Here is a 19,220-nt window from a genome sequence, read left to right on the forward strand (position 1 = left end):
GGTTTGACAGTCTGAAGGGAGCTCTGTATAATTATAGGCGATCTTGGGGCCTCTAGCTCAATGGTAGAGCAGTTGACTCTTAATCAATTGGTTCAGGGTTCGAGTCCCTGGGGGCCCACCATGTTGAGCGCCGCGCCGAGCAATCGAGCGCGGCGTTTGTCTTCGGGGTATGGGCGCAACTCACCTTGCGTCTGCGAGCAATACATATGATCTGGACCATCTCTGACCTACACCTTTCTCATGCTCACCCCAAGCCGATGGATATCTTTGGTGCCCATTGGAGGGATCATGCGACCCGTATTGCGACGGCATGGCGTGCTCGGGTGGCACCTGATGACTGGGTACTGATCGCTGGTGATATTTCGTGGGCGCTCAAGCTCGCTGATGCACTCGTGGATCTGCGGTGGATTGATACGTTACCGGGGCGCAAGGTTCTGATCCGTGGCAATCATGACTACTGGTGCCCGCGCAAGGTCGGTTCTATGCGCCGCCACATGCCTCCCTCGCTGAATTTGATCGGGGCTGATGCCTTTGATCTTGGTTCAGCCGTTGCCTGTGGTACCCGCGGCTGGGTGACACCCGAAATGCCGGGTTATGATGCCGTGACCGATGAGCCCATCTATCGCCGTGAACTGGGTATGCTCGATCGGGCGATTGCCCAGGGGCAGCAATTGGCCGCCAACAAGCGCCCGCTTATCATCATGCTCCACTACCCTCCGTTTGTCAACCAGCAGCCCACCGAGTTTGCGCACCGGATCGCGGCTTCCGGGGCAAGCGCTTGCATCTATGGGCACCTCCACCGTGTCCATGATCACCAGAATGCGATCAACCACACCATCGATGGGGTGGCTTATCAACTCACCTCAGCCGATTTCATTGGCTTTGGGCCGGTCGCGGTGCGCGGGCTCAATAGTTTGTAACGTACGTTTTCTGATGTTTTGACGCAAAGACGCAAAGGCGCGAAGGTTTCAGGCATCTCTATGCGGAGCTTTGCGCCTTCGCGCCTTTGCGTCAACAAGGGTCATCCCCCCGCCAGGGCCAGTTGCGCGATGGTGTCGTCAGGCTCTAGTGGTGTTGCTTTCCATCTGGCGTCGTCGCGGCGGGCTTCAATTGCTTCCTCTTCCCCGATGGGCTGTAATTGCAGGCTGTCGCCTGGCAAGAGTTGCGCCGCCAGGTCGAGATCGGGGGCGCAGACGACCCCGATGATAGGGTAGCCGCCAGTTGGCTGGGCGTCAGCCATGAGCAAGACCGGTTTTCCGTCAGGCGGAACCTGGATCACACCAGGCAAGACGCCGAGTGAGGGCAGGCTGCAGGGACGGGTCAGTTCCACGGTATGCCCTTCGAGCCGGTAGCCCATACGATTTGCATGGTCGCTCACACGTAGCTCTGCTTGCGCGAGGGCTTCGATGCTCGTTGCGCCAAAACAACGCTGGTGCGGCCCTGCGGTGAAACGGAGGCGCGGCCTGGCCCCATAGGCTGGCCGCGCCGCCGGCGGCCAGGGTTGCCCGGCTCTTCGCAAGGGGTCACTCGGCTGTTGTCGGAGCATCACCAGGTCGCCTGACCTCAAGACTCGCCCTGCAAGCCCCCCAAATCGCCCTGACAGGTGCGTTCCACGCGATCCCAGTACCACTGGAACCTCAACGCCTCCCGCGAGCGCTAGGTAGCTCCGTGCGCCCCAGCCGTGGCGTTTCCCGGTGAGATAGATCTGATCACCCGGTCGCGCCAGGATCGTTGTCCAGAGCGGCAGCGGCGCATCGTTCCAAGATGCTTCGATGGGTGCGCCGGTGAGGGCGAGCAAACTCGGCTGCAAGACTTCGAAGCATACCTCGCTCACCAGGATCTCTAGGCCAGCCTCATCGGGGGCATTGCCCACGAGGCGATTCGCCGCAAAAAGCGCAAAGCGATCCATGGCTCCGCCTCGTGGCACGCCATAGCGCAGTGCCCCCAGGCGTCCTTGATCTTGCACCGTCGTCAATAACCCCCCTGTAACCACCCGCAACCCTGGCCCTCCGCTCATTCTCCCCCCTCCGCGCCTCTGCGCCCCTGCGCCTCTGCGTTAAATCTTACCCCATCCCCTGGAACAACGAGCGTTGGCGGATCACGCAGCGGATCAAACATCTGCGCCTCGGTTCGCCCGATGAGATGCCACCCGCCAGGCAGCCGATCCGGATAGATCCCGGTCATGCCGGCGGCGATCGCAACCGAACCAGCTGGAACCGCCGTGCGCGGCGTGCTGCGCCTCGGCAGATCAAGCGCCGCTGGCAACGGCCCCAGATACGGAAACCCTGGCGCAAAACCGATCATCATCACCCGATAGATCTGGCTCGTATGCAACGCAATCACCTCGGCCTCGCTCAACCCGAGGCGTGCCGCCACCTCGGGCAGATCGGGGCCATCCTCGCCACCGTAGCGCACCTGGATGTCTACTACCCGCGCAGGTCGCGCTGGGGCGGGCTCAACTTCCCGCACCAACGCTGTCAACACCGCCTCAAGCCTGGTTCGCGTCAGGCACAGCGGATCAAACAACACCAGCAACGACGACCACGCTGGCAGTGCCACCTCAATGCCTGGCAGATCGAGGGCCGTCACCTGATCGGCGAGGGCAAGCATGAGACGATTCGTCAGCGTATCAACGGGTGTACATTCAAGCAACAACGCCCCTTCACCGAGCGGTTGCATTGACCATGTCAAAGAAATATTCATAGAAACAAATGTTTGATAATACTAGACAAAAGCCACCGGATCGAGTATAATGATAACCGATAAACAGCGCATCAGAAAGCCGTAATTCGAGGAAACGAGCCTATTGTATTGCTTAATCTGACGGGGGCGCAGAGCCCCCGTTTTCGAGTCGATGGAGTATGACATGGAGATTGGCATTGTCCGGCCCATCAGTATCACGAGCGAAGTGCGCACCGCCTACCTGAGCTACGCCATGAGCGTCATCGTCTCACGGGCCTTACCCGACGCCCGTGACGGTCTCAAGCCAGTGCAACGGCGCATCCTCTATGGCATGTGGGACATGGGCTATCGTAATAATCGGCCCTACAAAAAGAGTGCCGGCATCGTCGGCGACGTCCTCGGCAAAATGCACCCCCACGGCGACAGTGCCGTCTACGATGCGCTGGCGCGCATGGCCCAGCCGTGGAGTATGCGGTATCCCTTGGTAGATGGCCAGGGGAATTTTGGTTGCTTTACTGGGGATACCCGCATCAAGTTGCTCGATGGCACTGAGCGTACGTTTGCTGAACTAGCAGAGCTTTCGCCTGACGAGATCTTCTACGTCTATTCAGTCAACAGCACTGGGCAGATTGTTATTGGTGAAGGTCGCTACTCACGCATTACTCGTCGCGATGCAGAACTGGTTGAGCTCACCTTCGATGATGGCTCGACCGTGCGCTGTACGCCCGACCACCGCTTCATGCTCCGTGATGGTACCTGGAAGCAGGCCCACGAACTGACGATTGAAGACAGCCTGATGGCTGGGTACTTTGATACTGCCCCGGTTCGACATGGCTCGAATGACTACTTGCGCGTGCTTCAACCCAGTACTAGCAAATACGAGTTCGTTCACCACCTGGCTGATCGCTACAATGAGCAGCGTGGCTTTACTACCCGTAGCACGAAGCTGACGTCTTATTTTGCCAGTTTCGATGAAGTGCTCCAGGTTGCTGCGACGCATAATCACCGTGTTGTATCCGTGCGCTGGCTTGATGAGCGGGTTGATGTTTACGACATTACGGTTGATGAGCATCACAATTTTATGCTCGCCAACGGTTGCGTTGTGCATAATAGTGTCGACGGCGATCCACCGGCGGCGATGCGTTACACTGAGGCGCGGCTTACGGCGATTGCCGAAGAGTTGCTCTTTGATATTGAGAAGAATACCGTTGATTTTCGGGATAATTTCGATGGTTCGTACCGCGAGCCTTCGGTGTTGCCGGCAACGCTCCCCAATCTCTTGCTCAACGGTGCCTCTGGGATTGCCGTCGGGATGGCAACGAATATTCCGCCCCACAATCTCAATGAAGTCTGTGATGCGCTGGTTCATTTGATCGATAACCCCGAGGCGACGATCGAAGAGTTGATGAAGTTCCTGCCCGGCCCCGATTTTCCGACTGCGGCGAGTATTCTTGGTATCGAGGGTATCCTGGCGGCCTATTCGACGGGCCGCGGCCAGATTATTCTGCGTGCCAAGGCTCATATCGAAGAGGGCTCGCGGGGGGCGTTCAATATTATTGTCACTGAATTGCCCTATCAGGTCAATAAAGCCCGTTTGCAAGAGCGTATGGCGGAACTGGTCAAGGATCGCAAGATCGAAGGCATTCGTGATGTCCGCGATGAATCAGACCGCACCGGGATGCGCCTGGTCATTCTGCTCAAACAGGACGCCCAGCCGAAAAAGGTGCTCAATGCGCTCTACAAGCATACACAGATGCAGACGACCTTTGGCATCAATATGCTTGCCTTGGTCGATGGTGGGCGCCAACCACGGGTGCTCACGCTCAAGCGTATGTTGCAGGAGTATATCAACCATCGGCAGGAGGTAATCCGGCGCCGGACTGAGTTTGATCTGGCGAAAGCCCGTGCCCGCGCCCACATTCTTGAGGGTCTCAAGATTGCGCTCGATAATATTGATGCGGTGATCCGCACCATTCGTGAGTCGCGGACGACCGATAGCGCCCGCAATAACTTGATCCGCAATTTCTCGCTCAGCGAAATTCAGGCCAATGCCATCCTCGATATGCAACTCCGTCGTCTCGCCGCGCTTGAGCGCAAGAAGATCGAGGATGAGTATAACGAGGTGATCAAACTGATCGCCGAGCTTGAAGATATCCTCGCCAACCCCAAGCGGGTCTTGCATATGATCCAGACCGATCTGCGCGGGCTCAAAGAGAAGTACGGCGATGAGCGACGCACGCGCATTGTGCCCGATGTGAGCGGCGAGGTGAGCGACGAAGATCTCATTCCCGATATTCGCGTGATGATTACGCTCACGAACCGTGGGTATATCAAGCGCCAGATCGCTGATGTGTATCGCACCCAGCGCCGTGGCGGGCGTGGGGTCAAAGGCATGAAGACCCGCGAGCAAGATATTGTCAGCCACCTGCTTACCTGTAGCTCGCTCGAGAATCTGCTCTTCTTCACCGACAAAGGCAAAGTCTATCAACTCAAGGCCCACGAGGTGCCCGACAGTTCACGGACAGCCAAAGGCTTGCCACTGGTCAATTTGATCTCGCTTGAACCAGGCGAACAGGTGACCAGCATGCTGGCGGTTTCCAGCTTTGATGGCGAGTATCTTGTGATGGCTACACAGCGAGGCAAGATCAAACGTACGCTCTTGCGCGAATATAGCCAGGTGCGCTCGAATGGCCTGATTGCCATTGGCCTCGAAGATGGCGATGTGCTTGGGTGGGTGCATGTAAGCCACGGGAGCGAGGATATCCTGCTCACGACGATACGTGGGCAGACGGCACGCTTCAAGCAGAGCGAAGTACGACCGATGGGCCGCCCTGCCACAGGGGTCAACGGGATCAGCCTTGACGCGAATGATCGGGTCATCAGCATGCAACTTGTCCAACCGGGCCAGGATCTGCTCGTGGTCACTGCGCGTGGCATGGGCAAACGCACCGCTCTGGCCGAATATCCCACCAAAGGGCGTGCCACGGGTGGGGTTATCACCATGAAACTTCGCCCTGGCGACGAAATTGCGGGGGCTGCCATCGTTACCGATAACTCACTCTTGACTTTCATCACCGCGGCAGGCGTCGTTATGCGTACGAGTGCGGATGAGGTTGCCCAGCTCGGGCGCAATACGCAGGGTGTCATTGTGCTCAATCTTGATCGGGATGACCGTCTGGCGGCCCTCTCGGTTGAAGAAGCGGAAATGACCGACAATGACCACGAGTCGCCGATGCTGATCAGTCCTAATTAGCGCTTCACGGTACGGGCATACACAAAAAGAGGCCAGCATTGCTGGCCTCTTCTGCTACCTCAAACCTTCGCGCCTCTGCGCCTTTGCGTCAAACCTGCTCTAGCGGCTGAAGGAGACCGAGGGCAGATAGGTGACCAGTGACGGGAAAAGAACGATCACAATCAGCACCATGATCTGAATCAGAATGAATGGAATAACCCCGCGATAGATATCCGTTGTCTTGATCTCGGGCGGTGCGACGCCGCTCAAATAGAAGAGCGCAAAACCAAAGGGCGGCGTCAGGAACGACGTCTGGAGATTTGCCCCCATAATCACACCAAACCAGATCATATCAATGCCAAGTGCATTGGCCACAGGCACAAAGAGCGGAATGACGATGAAACAGATCTCGAAAAAGTCAATAAAGAAACCAAGTACAAAGACGAGTAGCATACTCGCTGCCATGAAACCCCAAACACCGCCAGGCAAGTTGGCGAGAATATCAAAGACAAACTTATCGCCTTCAAGTGCGCGGAAGACCAGAGCGAAGGCCGTCGAGCCAATCAGAATAAAGAGCACCATCGTCACATTGCGTAGCGTCGCATCGGCGACATTGCGAAACGTACTGAGGCTCAAACGACGATTGGCGAGGGCCAGCAAGGTAGCGCCAAGAGCACCGACGGCACCAGCTTCGGGAGCAGTCGCGATCCCAAAAAAGATCGAACCAAGTACCGCAAAGATCAGCAACAGCGGTGGTACCATCACCCGCATCACCTGCGACGCCAGCGCCCATCCCTTGACCGTACGGGCCGAGAGGGGCAGCGCAGGGGCTATGGATGGCCTGAGTTGCGCAATCACCCAGCAATAAAAACCGAGCGAAAAGGCGAGTAGGAGACCAGGAATCAGCGAACCAATGAAGAGACGGCCTACCGAAACCCCCATCTGGTCACCAAGCACGACCAGCACCACTGAGGGAGGAATAATCTGACCGAGCGTCCCCGAGGCACAGATAACGCCACAGGCAAGCCCCTTATCATAGTTGTAGCGCAGCATAATGGGCAATGAGATCAGGCCCATTGCCACCACGGTCGCTGCGACCACACCAGTTGTTGCCGCCAGCAGTGTCCCCACAAAAACGACCGCAACGGCCAGACCACCGCGCATTGGCCCGAAGAGCACGCCCATCGTTTCAAGCAAATCTTCGGCTAAGCCTGACTTTTCGAGCATCGAGCCGAGAAAGATAAAATAGGGAATCGCCAGCAGCGTAAAGTTAGACATAATGTTAAAGATACGCGACGGCATCGCCCGAATCAAAATCGGATCAAAGACTCCCAACGACGTACCGATCAAACCGAAGATAATCGCCACCCCGCCCAACGAAAAGGCCACCGGGTAGCCAATGCCCAGAATCACCAGCGCACCCAGGAACATCAACGGTCCAAGCCACTCGTAATCCATACAATTCTCCGTTAGACAAGGTCTGAACCCGCTCGCGTATCTGACCTCACAGCTCTGTTGCCCACGTGAGGTTGCAGAACCCCCACCTTCGCTATTTCCCCTTGTCTATCCGCCCTTGCTTGATCATTGCCGAATGTTCTTTCCCTGTTCCGGTCGAATCGCTATAGCCCATCAAAAAAGCCGCGTTCTTAATTGCCTCGGAAATACCTTGAATAATCAAGAGCACAGGACTGACAAGAATAAATGTCTTGAGAGGATAACGGGGCAAGCCAGCAGAGCCATCAGGTGAGCCTTCAAGGATTCGCCACGAGTTCTGAACATACGGCAACGTAAAATAGATGAGCAGCAGGCAGAATGGAATGAGAAAGAGAAATGTCCCAAGCAGATCAACCCATGCCTTGCGTTGAGGTGAGTACATGCCATAAAAGACGTCAACCCGTACATGTTCACCATGCTTCAGAGCATATGAACCACCCATTAAAAAAATAACCGAAAAGACATACCACTGAGCTTCAATGTAGAGGTTTGAGCCTAATGTTCGTCCAATCGCAAGCCCAATATAGCGATTGCCAACGTTCCACACGCCGATGCCAACCACAATCGGAACCAACCAGATCGTAATGTTTCCAACAAACTCGGTAAAGGCATCAATGCCTTTAGAGAGACGCAGCAATCCTTGCACGCGGCAACCTCCCTGCTGATCCAGTGGCACACATGTTGCCTGGTTCAACAAAACAATACGACGTACCTGCATTGCCTTCGTTCGGCAATGCTCCCGCATGATGGCAGTCGACTCATATATGACCGAAACTTGTGAGGGGCTCACCCCTATGGTACACGCAAGGGCATCTTCTGTCAAAGTTGTTGGTTCGTTTTGGCGGCAAAGCCGCCAAAACGAACCAACAACCGGGTTTTGGAACCCAACGTGATCGCAAAAGGGCTGACCTGGTCAGCCCTTTTATCGCAACTCAGCTTGATGCAGTGTTATTCGTGGGTTGGCCCCCAGTTGGTCGGCGTCCGCCACAGGCTCGAGAGGATCAACTCACGCACATTGATCATCTCTTTTGGCAAGCGATCATAGAGCTTGATAAACAGTTCCTCGTGCAGCAGCACTTCCTGCTGCCAATCACTGAGGCTCATGTTCATCACCTTATCGAACTGATCGCGGCTGAAGTCGAGCCCGCGCCAGTCAAGGTTTTCGTAGTTGGGAATCCAACCAATGGGACTCTCAACACTGACTGCCTCGCCATGCGAGCGTTGCACAATCCACTTGAGCACCCGCATATTCTCGCCAAAGCCCGGCCACGCAAATTTGCCATTCTCGTCCTTGCGGAACCAGTTGACACTGAAGATACGGGGTGGATTGTAGATCTCGCGCCCAAACTGGAGCCAGTGGTTAAAGTACTCGCCCATATGGTACCCGGCAAAGGGCAGCATCGCGAATGGATCGCGGCGCACGACACCTTGCTGTCCAAAGGCAGCGGCGGTTGTCTCTGAACCCATCGTGGCAGCGAGATAGACGCCGTAGTTCCAGTTGAAGGCCTGATACACCAGCGGCACCGTCGTGCTGCGTCGGCCACCAAAGATAAAGGCCTGAATGGGCACACCTGCCGGATCATCCCAGGCCGGATCGAGTACCGGATTGTTGCTCGCCGGGGCAGTAAACCGTGCATTGGGGTGGGCTACTGGCGTCGTGCTCTCGGGTGTCCAGTCGTTGCCCTTCCAGTCAATCGCATGGGCAGGCTTTTCTTTCGTCATGCCTTCCCACCAGACATCGCCATCATCAGTCAGGCCCACATTCGTAAAGATCGTATCCTTGGCACAACTCTCCATCGCACTCAGGTTGGTCTCATTCGACGTGCCAGGGGCCACGCCAAAGTAGCCTGACTCAGGATTGATCGCATAGAGCTTGCCATCGGGGCCGGGTTTGATCCACGCAATATCATCACCAACCGTCGTAACTTCCCAGCCCTCATCCTTAAAGATCTTGGGTGGAACCAGCATCGCAAAATTGGTCTTGCCACAGGCCGACGGGAAGGCTGCTGCCACATACGACTTGCGCCCACTCGGCTCTTTCACCCCCACGATGAGCATATGCTCGGCGAGCCAACCCTCTTGACGGGCCATCACCGAGGCGATACGCAGGGCCAGACACTTCTTGCCCAGCAATGCGTTGCCGCCGTACCCCGAGCCATACGACCAGATGGCCCGCTCTTCGGGATAGTGGACAATATACTTGGTGGTTGGATTGCAGGGCCAGGGCACATCCTTCTGACCGGGCTCAAGCGGTGCCCCAACGGTATGCGCACATGGCACATAGTCACCATCTTCGCCAAGCACATCATAGACAGCCTTGCCCATGCGGGTCATCAATTTCATATTGACCACCACATAGGCTGAGTCGGTGATTTCGATGCCGATCTGGGCAATTGGTGAACCAAGCGGCCCCATGCTAAAGGGAATCACATACAATGTGCGCCCACGCATACATCCATCAAACAGCCCCGCCATGATCTCCTTCATCTCCTTGGGTGCCATCCAGTTGTTAGTCGGACCGGCATCATTCTTGGAGATCGAGCAGATGTAGGTGCGATCCTCAACCCGGGCAACGTCACTAGGATCCGAACGTGCCAGGAAGCTATTCGGACGTTTCTCGGGATTGAGACGGATAAAGGTACCAGCCTCGACCATCTGCTCGCAGAGTTGGTCATACTCCTCTTGTGAACCGTCACAAAAGTGAACCTTATCTGGCTTACACAGATCCACCATCTCACTAACCCACTGCTTCAGGCGTTCGTGCTTGATGTAATCAGGGAACTGCATCTGTTCCTCCCCTCTTTGCTATGTCGAAACGTACGCTGCGACACCATTGATTCGACAGGACGCTTCTGGACGGCTCAATCATACCACAAGCAATCGGGATGTGGTAAGGTAAAATGTAACCGATTTTGCTAATTGTCGCAAGCGCAACTGTTCAGGTGGCAACTAGCTCGAATATGGGAGGCCTACCGCCCTCAGTTCGCTCGGAGGGCGACAACCCGTACCTTCATGTGTATGGGCCTGCGGCCCCAAGAATGGTAGCTTTGCTGGTCGAAGCAGGCAGCAACGCTGCCTGCTTCGACCAGCAAAGCCACGGGTTTGGAGGGCGTCAGCCCTAGACATCATTCATGTGTTATGGGACGTGGTTCCCAGCATAGATTAAGGAATATACAACATGCACATTGATCTCAATTGTGATTGCGGTGAGAGCTTTGGCGTATGGGTTATGGGTGATGATGCCGCCGTGCTGCCCCATGTGACGTCGGCGAATGTAGCCTGTGGAGCGCACGCTGGTGATCCGCTGGTGATGCGGCAAACGGTGCATTTATGCAAGCGCTTTGGGGTCGCAATTGGGGCGCATCCAGGCTACCCTGATCGCGAGGGGTTTGGCCGACGGGTCTTGCCGATGAGTGTCGAGGAGCTCGAGGCAAGCCTGCTGGCCCAGATCGGGGCTTTGCAGGCCGTTGCTCGTGCTGAAGGGGTGTCTTTGCGCCATGTCAAGCCTCATGGCGCACTCTATAATCTTGCGGCCCAAACCCCTGTGGTAGCCGAGACCATTGCCCGTTCCGTCGCTGCAATTGATCCAACGTTGATCCTGGTTGGCTTTGCGGGTTCGTTCCTCATCACCGCTGCGCAGGCCTTGGGTTTGCCAGTTGCCCGCGAAGCCTTTCTTGACCGTGGATATGCGGCCGATGGCACGCTCTTGCCCCGCGATCAACCTGGTGCGCTGATCACCGATCCAGCCGCCAATCTCGCTCAAGCCCTTCAGATCGTCCAGCAAGGTACCGTTACGGCTGCCCACGGCCTTCCGATTCCCATCGAGGCCGACACCCTCTGTTTCCATGGCGACACCCCGGGGGCCGCTGACCGCGCTGCGTATCTGCGCGAAGGTCTGCGTGCCGCCGGGGTGCAGGTGTGTGCGCTCTAGCGCCACCCAGGAACGTGGCGCGTGTCTGGTGAGCTAATTTTGCAACGCTACGAGGACGGTGCTCAGCACCAACACGAGCAAGAGCGTTAACGTGACCAGCGGGCCCCACCGCCCCAGTTTTGCCAGGGGGCCTTCTGCGCTGATGGACATATGGCCCACTCCAGCGGCAAGAATGCCCAGCATCGGGTGCAAAATAAACGGAAAACTAAAGAGGCGTTCTTGACTCGCCCCACTCGTATTCCAGAGTAAAAAAGACCAGTAGATGATGCCAAGACCAACTTGCAGATCGACGAGTACCGGGAACAAACGCGCAAAACGGGGTGACTCAATGCCTGGTTTATAGGTGACGGTCAGGAAGATCGCCATCAGAATAATGAGAAAAGGCAGGACACGCTCACCAAAGATGCTATGAACCCAAAAAACTGTTGCCATGCTTTCGCTTACTCCATAACAATGATGATTCTTCAGGGGACATGCCCCGTGCATATCTTATCATATCCCACCTTGAGCCACCATACTACCGAAGCTTCGCGCTAGGGAGATTGCATCATACGAAATCGGATAAAAAATACGCCCTATGTGGCAGCATGTGCATGCAACCAGCGGCGCAAACGGCGGCCCCCGGGCCTGTAGGGGCACCCCTTGCGGGTGCCCCTACAGGCCCGGGGGCCGGGCCCGGTGTACGGGCACCCCTTGCGGGTGCCCTGGTGGGGTGCATGCACGGAAGATGCAATCGCCCTAAGCTTCGCGCCTTTGCGCCTTTGTGTCAAACAGGGGCCAACCTTAGGTGCAAAGCATTGCGGTTACACCGCCTCATTCCGTTTGAGCGCCTCATAGAGCGCCTCGGTCTCTGGCAGCGCATCCATGCCCAGTTCATCGCGGAGGGACTGGACACACCGATTATAGCTTCGCAAGGCCTGCGAGCGACTACCGGTACGGGCGTGGGCACGCATCAAGACCTGATAGGCCTCTTCATAACAGCGGTCACGGCGCAACACCTGTTCACAGAGCTGAATGGCTCGGGCCTGATCGCCTTCGTTGCTCAACCGGGTTGCATAACGCACTGCAATTGCCAGAAAGCGCGCCGTCAAACGCTCGCGTTCTTCGGTTGTCCAGGGATCATAGAGTGACTCGGCCAGATAATCACCGCGATAGAGGCCAACGGCGATCTGGGCACTGCGCCGGGCAAAATCGGCATCATCACTGGCAAAGGCGGCAGCGGCGCGCAACTCAAACTCATCGACATCAATCCAGACCCCATACGACGGGGCAAAGCTATAGGCGAGCCCCTGGCGACGGACAAAGAAGGGGGCGACCCGCGGTGGACGCGCCGGTTCCAGAGCGGCATTGAGTGCATTGAGGGTTACCTTGAACTGGCGTTCCGCCGCTTCAAGATCGGCCTCAGGCCAGAGCCACGCACAGATCTGCTCACGCTGAACCCAGTGCCCGCGATAGGTCAGCAGCAATTGAAAGAGTTGCCGTGCCTTCTCACGTTGCCACTCGCGGGCCTGGATCTCCTGGGAACCGCGCCAGACGCGGAACGTGCCGAGCATCTGCACACGCAGCGTATAGCCGGGATGATAATCCTCGACGGTATCATCAGCGGCAATCGTCGGAAAGCCTTGGCGCAACAGCAACCGGGCGAGTTCGGCGTGCCCATTCAGCGACCGACCCCGCAGCAAGAGCGGCACCAGTGACGCCATATCACGCGGCCCAAAGAGGCTTGGCCCCATCAAAATACCGACATAGCGACGCTCGGCGGCGGCGTGCAGCACTTCAGAAATAGCCTGATCGGCGACTTTCATATCACCGGCACGCCAGGCCGCAATGGCGCGCCAGAGGGTGGTCACCGCGAGGCCGTACGCATCACCACCACGCGCAAAGCGCTGGCGTGCCTGTTCGAGCCATTCGCCGGCGCGGTGATCGCCACCGGCAACGGCGGCCCCACCGAGGGCCAACAGAATCAACGCTGCCGTCCACTCATCACCGGCGGCCGCAGCAATCTGCAAGCCCTCGCGGGCATCGGCCTCGGCGTGAGGCAGGTCACCCGCATGCCCATAGAGCAACGTCAAGCCCATGTAGCCCTCGGCGCGGGTACGGGTGACGCCGACTGACTGAATGAGGTTCATTGCCTCGGTATAGCGCTGGATCACCGGTTGCATATCATTCGGGCTCACCAGTTGATAGGCGTGTCCAACGCGCAACAGCGCGATGGCTTCGGTCAGACGTGACCCAACCTGTTGCGCCTCAACGAGGCCGCGTTGCGCCATTGCGAGCGCACGGGTGCCACTGCCAAGCATGCCATAGATCAAGGCCAGCAAGAGTAATGGCTCACGATGGGCTGAGAGTCTCGCCCCATCGGATGAAATAGCTGCTTCTGCCCAGAGCTGGGCTTCAAGTTGCTGGCGTGCCTCGTCGAGGCGTCCGGCGCGCAACAACAAGCGGGGTGGCAAGAGATCGCGCGGTGGGCCGTTTGCTTGGCGTTGTTTTGCCTCATCATTGTTCCGCCGCTGATTGCCATGTTCCTGGCGGCGGGCGGCCTGTTCAAGAATCAGCGCCACATCGGCACGTCCTCGATTGGCCCAATTTTCGGCTTGCATGCGGAGCAAATCAGCCCGTTCGACGGTGCGTTCAGGGGGCAAGAGGCGAAAGGCTTGCTTGAGCAGGTCGGTTGCGTGGGCCGGTTGCACCGTATCAAGATAGACCGCTGCCTGCCCATGGAGCGAGCGTACCTGGCCTTCGAGATCATCGACAGCGGCAAAGGCGTTGCTAGCGGCAGCATAAGCTTGGAGGGCCTCTTCATAATGCCCCAGGCGGCGCAGTGCCGCCGCCTGGATCTCGCGCAACTCGGGCCGATCACCATGGGTCTGGATCAGACGCACGGCCCAGGTCAGCACCTGCTCGGCATGTCCGGTATCAAGTAGCGTGGTGGCCCCCTCGATCAAGCGTGCCGTTGCCGCATCATGATCCCCTGCGAGCAACAGATGGTGCATCACACCTTCCCTGTCACCGCGTTCGTGATAATAGGTTGCGGCATGCTGGTGTAAGAGCGGCCAGGTCGTCAGTTCCTGCTCGGCGACCCGTGCCAGAAACGATCGAAACACGGGCTGGATCCGGGCAACCCCTTCGGCATCGCGTTCAATAAAGAGCCGTTTTCGTTCCAGGTGCGCAAGCTGACGCCCGGCCAGTTGATCGTCCACCAGCAAGGCACAGAGATCGGGTTCAAGCTGGCGTAAGCCGGCCGTTTGCAACAGAAAGCGCTGCAGATCCGGTGCAAGCGGATCGAACACTTCACGCTTGAGATAGGTGTCAAGTGGTGCCGAGCCACGCAAGCCCAGCGCGACCGGCCAACTATCAGCCGCCAGACCAGCCTGTACCCCCAGCGGCCACCCGCGGGTTACGCGAATCAACTCGTCCAGATCAGAGGGAATCTTTGTCCCGAGCAGGACGGCGAGCGCGCGTGCTTCATCAGTGGTAAACGCCAGATCACGCTCATCAATACTCAAGAGTTCCCCGCGGATCCGCGCCGTCTCAACCGCCATGAGATGAGGTTCAACACGGGTGACGAGAGCTAAATGCAAGCGGAGGGGTTGAATCGCCAGGAGGCGGTCAAAGATAGCCTGTAAGTTCGGGTTCTGATCGATGACATGATAATCATCAACCACAAGCAGCGTATCATCATCAAGCGCAGCTGCCAGTTCATTGACGAACGTATCAATCCCCGCACCCAGTGGATCATCCGTTGCACGCTGTAAGGCCGTTGCGATATGGCCTTCGTCGAGTGCGGCAATAGGCCGAAAGGCTGCGGCAAGATGGCGGAGCAAAAGGGCGGGATCATCAGAAGCTCGGGCACGACACCACGCCGCAGGCCATCCACCATAGGTTGCCAGAGCGGCCATCGCGGTCGTCTTCCCGCTTCCTGCAGGCGCAACCACCAGACAGATAGGATAATCAAGGGCTGCCGAGAGGGTTGTCTCTACCCGTTGGCGGCGTAAGAGGCGTGTTTGTTGTGCAGGTGGAGTTAGCCTCGTGAGCAAAAGCCCATCGTGGCTGGTTTCGTCACCGAACTGACCTGTAACTGTCGGTGATACCATCGTCTTGATTAGCAATCTAGATCGTATGAAAACGCGTTAGTCATATTAGAATTTGACGCAGCGCGTTATGCGTAGTATACACCGGAGGAACCCCCATGGCAAGTAATGAGGTAGAGCAGCTTCAAGAACGTATGCGCCAACAATACACTGATACCACCGAAATAGTGATGCGTTCGATGCGGGCATGGAATGAATTGATGACAGCTAGCACTGATCTTGCCTTTGATGTGGTGCTCAAAAACTGGGACTACAGCCGCAGCATGCGAGGCTCAGCCGAACAGGCCATTGCCGATGCCATCAAACTCCAGCAGCGCATGAACAAAGAAATGCTCCAGGTTTGGGAAGGCTATTCGAGCGAAATCAAAGAGATTCTCGAACGAAGCACCAAGGCCTAAGCGAGAGTGAGCAATGAGCTATCTGGCCCCATACCCTGCTCATTGCTCACTCTCTTGGCAGCGCAGCGCGGTTCTACATGTACGCGCCACCGTTGACATTGATCTGCGTACCCGTGACATAATCACCGTCAGCAGCCAGGAAAATCACTGCCCGTGCGATCTCCTCAGGCGTACCAAATCGCCCCATCGGAATACGGGTCTTGATCTGGTTTTGTACGTCTTCGGGTACCTTCGACAGCATATCGGTGAGCGTAAAGCCCGGTGCGATCGCATTGACCGTGATATTGAACTTGGCTAGCTCAAGCGCGGCTGTTTTGGTAAAGGCAATAATACCGCCTTTACTGGCACCATAGTTGGCCTGGCCAAAGGCAGCGGTCTGCCCATTCATCGAGCTAATGTTAATAATCCGCCCGAACTTCTGCTCAATCATTGGCTGCATCGCTGCGGTCGTGCAGAAAAAGACCGCATTGAGGTTTGTCTGGATGACTTCGAGCCAGTCCTGATCCGTCATTTTGCGGATCGATTTATCGCGGGTGATGCCTGCATTATTGACCAGGACGTCAATGCGGCCCCAGGTGTCAACGACCCGTTTGACCATCTCGCGAGCTTCTTCAGGGTGGGCCACGTCGGCCTGATCGAGCATACATTCGCCACCAAAAGAACGAATCTCTTCGGCGACTTCTTCAGCCCGGGCCTGACTATTCTGAAAATTAATGGCGACCTTTGCCCCCTCGCGGGCAAGTTCAATCGCGATCCCTCGGCCAATTCCCCGTGAAGCACCGGTTACCAGTGCCGTCCTGCCATCAAGACGCCCCATCAGCATACCTCCTTGATTATCGTTGTAGATCACACCTTACGCCGAGTCGCACCTAAGATCGTTCTGAAATATGCAATCGACCCTACTGGAGTGCCGACTTCAGTCGGCTAAACCAGTAGCCGACTGAAGTCGGCACTCCCTGCACGGAGTGCGACTCTCCCGTTCAACAGCGAGCCGGTTCTGGTGCTACATCCGCTCAAAGAGCGCTGCAATTCCCTGACCACCGCCGATACACATTGTCACCAGGGCATAGCGTGCCCCAACACGATGCAGTTCATGCACTGCCTTGACCGTCAAAATAGCGCCAGTGGCCCCGATTGGGTGACCGAGCGAGATGCCACTGCCATTCGGATTGGTCTTTTCTTCGGGCAAGCCCAGATCGTTGCAGACCGCAAGGGCCTGGGCCGCGAACGCCTCATTGACTTCGAAAATATCAATCTCGCCGAGACTCACCCCGGTGCGCTCGAGCAAGCGGTGGACGGCGGGCACTGGTCCTATGCCCATATATTTCGGCTCAACGCCCGCGTGCGCATAGCCGACCAACCGTGCCATCGGCTTGTACCCACGCCGTTCGGCAGTGGCCCGTTCCATCAATACGACCGCCGCCGCCGCATCATTGATGCTCGACGCATTGCCTGCGGTTACGCTCCCATCTTTCTTAAAGACCGGACGCAGTTTGGCAAGCCTCTCGATGGCCGTGTCGGCACGGGGATTCTCATCTGTGTCGAAAATCTGGATACCGCCCTTGGCCTTCAGTTCGACTGGCATGATCTGCGATTTGAAACGGCCATCGGCAATGGCAGCGGCGGCACGCTGGTGGCTAATGACCGCCAGGGCATCCTGTGCTTCACGCGTAATGCCCCACTTTTCGGCTACATTCTCGGCGGTGATACCCATGTGCACATCGTCAAATGGATCTGACAGCGCTCCAACCATCATATCCACGGCTTTGCCGTCGCCCATCCGAGCACCCCAGCGCATCCCTGGCAAACTGTAGGGGCTGCGGCTCATTACCTCAGCGCCACCGCCAATAGCCGCGTCAGCATCGCCCAGTTGGATTGCCTGGGCCATCGAAACAATCGCCTGCAACCCGCTCCCACACAGTCGGTTGAGGGTCATCGCTGGTGCTTCAACGGGAACGCCACCCTTCACTGCCGCGTATCGACCAAGATACATATCGTGTGGTTCGGTGTTGATGACATGGCCGAACGCAACGTGCTCGATCTCTTTGCCTTCGATCCCGGCCCTGGCAATTGCTTCACGCACTACTGCCGCTGCAAGCTCGGTTGGTGCCTGATCTTTCAGACTACCATTGTATCCGCCAATAGCTGTGCGAACTCCGCTGAGTACCACTACCTCTCGCTGGTTGCTCATCGCGACATGACCTCCTTGTCACCCTTGAGTTCTCAACTCTCACGGGCGTATGATCTTCATTGGGGCCGTTAGGATGGGAGACATTATAACAGCAAAACATCCCTTCTGCCGGGTTGTTCAGGCTAATCCTGCTTCTGTTTTGGGATGTCTACCGGCATTTGCTTGGCGTAACTGGGGTCTATCTGCTTTTGTAGCGCGTTCTCTCCACTTAAGTGTGTTGGCGCAACCGTTGCGTATGCCGAATGTCCTGTAGAGAAATCATTCCATACCGAAGATATTTTTTAACTAAAGTAACCACGTTGTAACTATTCATGTTATAGTTCATTCCATTACTTGGCGGCCCTATATAAATCCACTGAGTGTGAGCATATAAAGGAGGCAGGGCATGGCCCAACGCACTGAAGCGGCAAGCAGCAACGTAGCATTGAAGGATGGTCGTCATGTTGCCATCCGTAACCTTATTGAGAACGATAAGTTAGCACTATCGCGATTTGGTCAGGCTCTTCCGAAAAATGATTTGCTCTACCTTGAGGATGATTTTACCCATCCCGAAATCATTACCCGTCTGGCGAATGCAGCACACGCCGAGAATTGGCGCCAAGTGATTGCTGTCACTCCAGAAAATGAGATTGCGGGTTATGCTGCTGCGCTGCGCCTTCCCGGTTGGTCGCATCATGTGGCGAATATTCGCTTGATTGTATTGCCGAGCTATCGGCGCACTGGCCTTGGCATGCATCTCGCTCAGGCGATTGTTGAGGATGCGCGTGACCTCGGTGCTACCAAGGTCACGGTTGATATGCTTGCCGCGCTCACGGCGGGTCAGGCGATCTTTAGTCGCCTCGGTTTTGCCGTTGAAGGCCAGCTTGCTCGCCACGCGATTGACCGCGATGGCAATTTGCACGATATTGTGATTATGTCGGCGTTTGTGCGCGTCTGAGGGGCGTAGCAGACGTTCGGGCTAGTTGCTGTTTACCCACAACCGAGCGCCAGCATTGCTGGCGCTCTTTGTCGTGGGGCGGGGTATTTGACGCAAAGGCGCAGAGACGCAAAGGTTTGATGTATCTGCATGTTCTGTTCCCTATGCTGTGCCGTACTCAGTTCGTCTGTTGTTATCGTTGCCCGTGTCGCTCCTTGCCCTGGCCTTGATTGCCCTGGCCTTGATTGCCCTGGCCTTGATTGCCCTGGCCTTGATTGCCCTGGC

14 protein-coding genes and 1 tRNA gene are annotated in these 19,220 nt (G+C 56.7%); 6 read left to right on the plus strand and 9 right to left on the minus strand.

The annotated features are described in order from the left end of the window. The first annotated feature begins 46 nt into the window (after positions 1-46). Positions 47-121 (plus strand) — tRNA-Lys (locus tag EYB53_RS11705). Between the two features lie 85 nt (positions 122-206). Further along, positions 207-920 carry a metallophosphoesterase gene (locus tag EYB53_RS11710; RefSeq protein ID WP_135478364.1) on the plus strand — a complete coding sequence of 238 codons (714 nt, stop codon included), beginning with the start codon at positions 207-209 and terminating at the stop codon, positions 918-920. A 101-nt stretch (positions 921-1,021) separates the two neighbouring features. Here the strand turns inward: EYB53_RS11710 and EYB53_RS11715 are convergent, their stop codons facing one another. Together EYB53_RS11715 and pxpB are read right to left on the minus strand one after the other, a co-directional pair. Further along, positions 1,022-2,017: a 5-oxoprolinase subunit C family protein gene (locus tag EYB53_RS11715; RefSeq protein WP_135478365.1), complete on the minus strand. Its 996-nt coding sequence runs from the start codon at positions 2,015-2,017 to the stop codon at positions 1,022-1,024. Next, a complete protein-coding gene (gene pxpB, locus EYB53_RS11720; RefSeq protein WP_254151033.1) occupies positions 2,014-2,703 on the minus strand; it encodes a 5-oxoprolinase subunit PxpB in 690 nt (229 codons plus the stop codon). Before pxpB ends, EYB53_RS11715 begins: the two co-directional genes overlap by 4 nt. A gap of 163 nt (positions 2,704-2,866) precedes the next feature. On the opposite strand from pxpB, the gene gyrA reads away from it, so the two are divergent. Then, positions 2,867-5,935, plus strand: coding sequence for a DNA gyrase subunit A (gyrA, locus tag EYB53_RS11725; RefSeq protein WP_135478366.1), 3,069 nt, complete (start codon positions 2,867-2,869; stop codon positions 5,933-5,935). Between the two features lie 99 nt (positions 5,936-6,034). Here the strand turns inward: gyrA and EYB53_RS11730 are convergent, their stop codons facing one another. The 3 genes from EYB53_RS11730 to EYB53_RS11740 form a co-directional block, all read right to left on the minus strand. Continuing rightward, on the minus strand, positions 6,035-7,372 hold the full coding sequence (locus tag EYB53_RS11730) for a TRAP transporter large permease (protein ID WP_135478367.1): 1,338 nt from the start codon (positions 7,370-7,372) through the stop codon (positions 6,035-6,037). Between the two features lie 91 nt (positions 7,373-7,463). After that, a complete protein-coding gene (locus EYB53_RS11735; protein ID WP_216863633.1) occupies positions 7,464-8,126 on the minus strand; it encodes a TRAP transporter small permease subunit in 663 nt (220 codons plus the stop codon). Between the two features lie 230 nt (positions 8,127-8,356). Beyond that, positions 8,357-10,195: a phosphoenolpyruvate carboxykinase (GTP) gene (locus EYB53_RS11740; protein ID WP_135478368.1), complete on the minus strand. Its 1,839-nt coding sequence runs from the start codon at positions 10,193-10,195 to the stop codon at positions 8,357-8,359. 391 nt (positions 10,196-10,586) lie between these two features. On the opposite strand from EYB53_RS11740, the gene EYB53_RS11745 reads away from it, so the two are divergent. Next, positions 10,587-11,339, plus strand: coding sequence for a LamB/YcsF family protein (locus EYB53_RS11745; protein WP_135478369.1), 753 nt, complete (start codon positions 10,587-10,589; stop codon positions 11,337-11,339). 33 nt (positions 11,340-11,372) lie between these two features. Here the strand turns inward: EYB53_RS11745 and EYB53_RS11750 are convergent, their stop codons facing one another. Both EYB53_RS11750 and EYB53_RS11755 read right to left on the minus strand, forming a co-directional pair. After that, positions 11,373-11,771: a hypothetical protein gene (locus EYB53_RS11750; protein ID WP_135478370.1), complete on the minus strand. Its 399-nt coding sequence runs from the start codon at positions 11,769-11,771 to the stop codon at positions 11,373-11,375. Positions 11,772-12,142: 371 nt separating this feature from the next. Next, entirely contained in the window at positions 12,143-15,433 is a 3,291-nt protein-coding gene (locus tag EYB53_RS11755) for an AfsR/SARP family transcriptional regulator (protein WP_135478371.1), read from the minus strand. A 95-nt stretch (positions 15,434-15,528) separates the two neighbouring features. Between EYB53_RS11755 and EYB53_RS11760 the strand changes: the two genes are divergently transcribed. Beyond that, on the plus strand, positions 15,529-15,828 hold the full coding sequence (locus tag EYB53_RS11760; RefSeq protein WP_135478372.1) for a hypothetical protein: 300 nt from the start codon (positions 15,529-15,531) through the stop codon (positions 15,826-15,828). Between the two features lie 73 nt (positions 15,829-15,901). On the opposite strand, the gene EYB53_RS11765 is transcribed toward EYB53_RS11760, so the two are convergent. Both EYB53_RS11765 and EYB53_RS11770 read right to left on the minus strand, forming a co-directional pair. Further along, complete coding sequence (locus tag EYB53_RS11765) at positions 15,902-16,645, minus strand: 3-oxoacyl-ACP reductase family protein (RefSeq protein ID WP_135478373.1); 744 nt, start codon at positions 16,643-16,645, stop codon at positions 15,902-15,904. A gap of 186 nt (positions 16,646-16,831) precedes the next feature. Beyond that, on the minus strand, positions 16,832-18,019 hold the full coding sequence (locus EYB53_RS11770) for an acetyl-CoA C-acyltransferase family protein (RefSeq protein ID WP_135478374.1): 1,188 nt from the start codon (positions 18,017-18,019) through the stop codon (positions 16,832-16,834). 385 nt (positions 18,020-18,404) lie between these two features. Between EYB53_RS11770 and EYB53_RS11775 the strand changes: the two genes are divergently transcribed. Then, positions 18,405-18,956: a GNAT family N-acetyltransferase gene (locus tag EYB53_RS11775; protein WP_135478375.1), complete on the plus strand. Its 552-nt coding sequence runs from the start codon at positions 18,405-18,407 to the stop codon at positions 18,954-18,956. Positions 18,957-19,220 lie beyond the last annotated feature (264 nt).

The organism is Candidatus Chloroploca mongolica (genome assembly GCF_004762035.2).
Taxonomy (GTDB): domain Bacteria; phylum Chloroflexota; class Chloroflexia; order Chloroflexales; family Chloroflexaceae; genus Chloroploca; species Chloroploca mongolica.